Here is a 1,740-nt window from a genome sequence, read left to right as displayed (position 1 = left end):
TCGTGGCCCGCAGGTTCTGCAGGAACAGATACATCACGAGGAACACCAGCACGATGCCTTCCAGCAGCGTCTTGACCACTTCCTCGATCGACAGGCGCACGAACGGCGTGGTGTCGTACGGGTACTTGACGGTCAGGCCGTGCGGGAAGTACTTCGACAGTTCGTCGATCTTCGCGCGCACCGCGTTGGCTGTTTGCAGCGCGTTGGCGTTGGTCGCGAGCTGGATGCCGAGACCGGCCGTCGGCTGGCCGTTGTACTTCGTGTCGAAGTTGTAGTTCTCACCGCCGAGGCTCAGCTTCGCGACGTCCTTCAGCCGAACCTGCGAACCATCCTGATTGACCTTCAGCAGGATGTTGCCGAACTGCTCCGGCGTCTGCAGCAAGGTTTGCTCGGTGATGGTGGCCTGCAGCACCGTGCCCGGCACCGCCGGCGTGCCGCCGATCTGGCCGCCCGCGATCTGCACGTTCTGCGCGGTGATCGCGCTGGTCACATCGACCGGCGTGAGGCTGTAGTTGGTGAGCTTGGTCGGATCGAGCCAGATCCGCATCGCGTACTGCGAGCCGAACAGCGTGACGGTACCGACGCCGTTCAGGCGGCTGACCGGATCCTCCACGTGCGAAGCCACGTAGTTGGCGAGGTCGTACTTGTTCATGCTGCCGTCTTCGGACGTGAAGGCGAGCACCAGCAAGAAGCTGCTGCTCGACTTCGTGACCTTCAGACCGAGCTGCTGCACGACCTGCGGCAGAATCGGCGTCGCGAGCGACAGCTTGTTCTGCACCTGCACCTGCGCGATGTCCGGATTGGTGCCGGCCGCGAACGTCAGCGTGATGGTCGACGTACCCGAATCGTCACTCGTGGAGGACATGTACAGGAAGTTGTCGAGACCGCTCATCTGCTGCTCGATCACCTGCGTGACCGTGTCCTCGACCGTCTTCGCCGAAGCGCCCGGGTAGGTTGCGGAGATCTGGATGGACGGCGGCGCGATCGTCGGATACTGCGCGATCGGCAACGTGAAGATCGACGCGATACCCGCGAGCATCAGGATGATGGCGATCACCCACGCGAAGATCGGGCGATCGATAAAAAACTTTGCCATGAAACAGGCTCCCTGTGGTTACGCGCCCGAAGCCGCGGTCGCACTCGCTGCCGAACCTGCCGCCGCGCTGGCCGGCTTGGCTGCCGAGGCACCCGACGCACCCGATGCCGCGGCGCCCTGGTCGGACGCCGAGCTCGGCTGGCTGCTCGGATCGGTACCGGCGTTCTGGTTCGGCGGCAGTTGCGCCGCGACCGGCTTGACCGTCATGCCCGGCTGGACCTTGCCCACGCCCTGCACGATCACGCGGTCGCCCGTCTGCAGGCCACCTTCGACCACCCAATCCTGGCCGTAGGTGCCCGAGGTGGTCAGCACGCGCGAGACGATCTTGTTGTCCGCGCCCACCACCAATGCCGTCGGCTGGCCCTTCGGATCGTGCTGGACGCCGATCTGCGGCACCAGGTACGCGTTGTCGTTGGTGCCTTCCTCGATGCGCGCGCGCACGAACATGCCCGGCAGCAGCACGCGGTTCGGGTTCGGGAAGATCGCGCGGATCGTGACCGAGCCGGTGGTCTGGTCGACCGTGACATCGGTGAATTGCAGCTTGCCTTCCAGCGGGTAGGTCTTGCCGTCTTCCAGCACCAGCTTGACCTTGGCCGCGTTCGGGCCGGCCGTCTTGATCCGGCCGCTCTGGATGTCCTGGCGCA

2 protein-coding genes are annotated in these 1,740 nt (G+C 64.8%); both read right to left on the bottom strand.

From position 1 onward, the window contains the following. The coding region (locus tag ACYP33_RS05285; protein ID WP_459620198.1) for an efflux RND transporter permease subunit at positions 1–1,096 on the bottom strand (1,096 nt) is incomplete at its 3' end. An 18-nt stretch (positions 1,097–1,114) separates the two neighbouring features. Continuing rightward, on the bottom strand, positions 1,115–1,740 hold a 626-nt coding region (locus ACYP33_RS05280; RefSeq protein WP_459620196.1), incomplete at its 5' end, for an efflux RND transporter periplasmic adaptor subunit.

The sequence above is a fragment of the Burkholderia sp. 3C genome (assembly GCF_054589155.1).
This window is presented reverse-complemented; position numbering and strand designations above follow the sequence as displayed.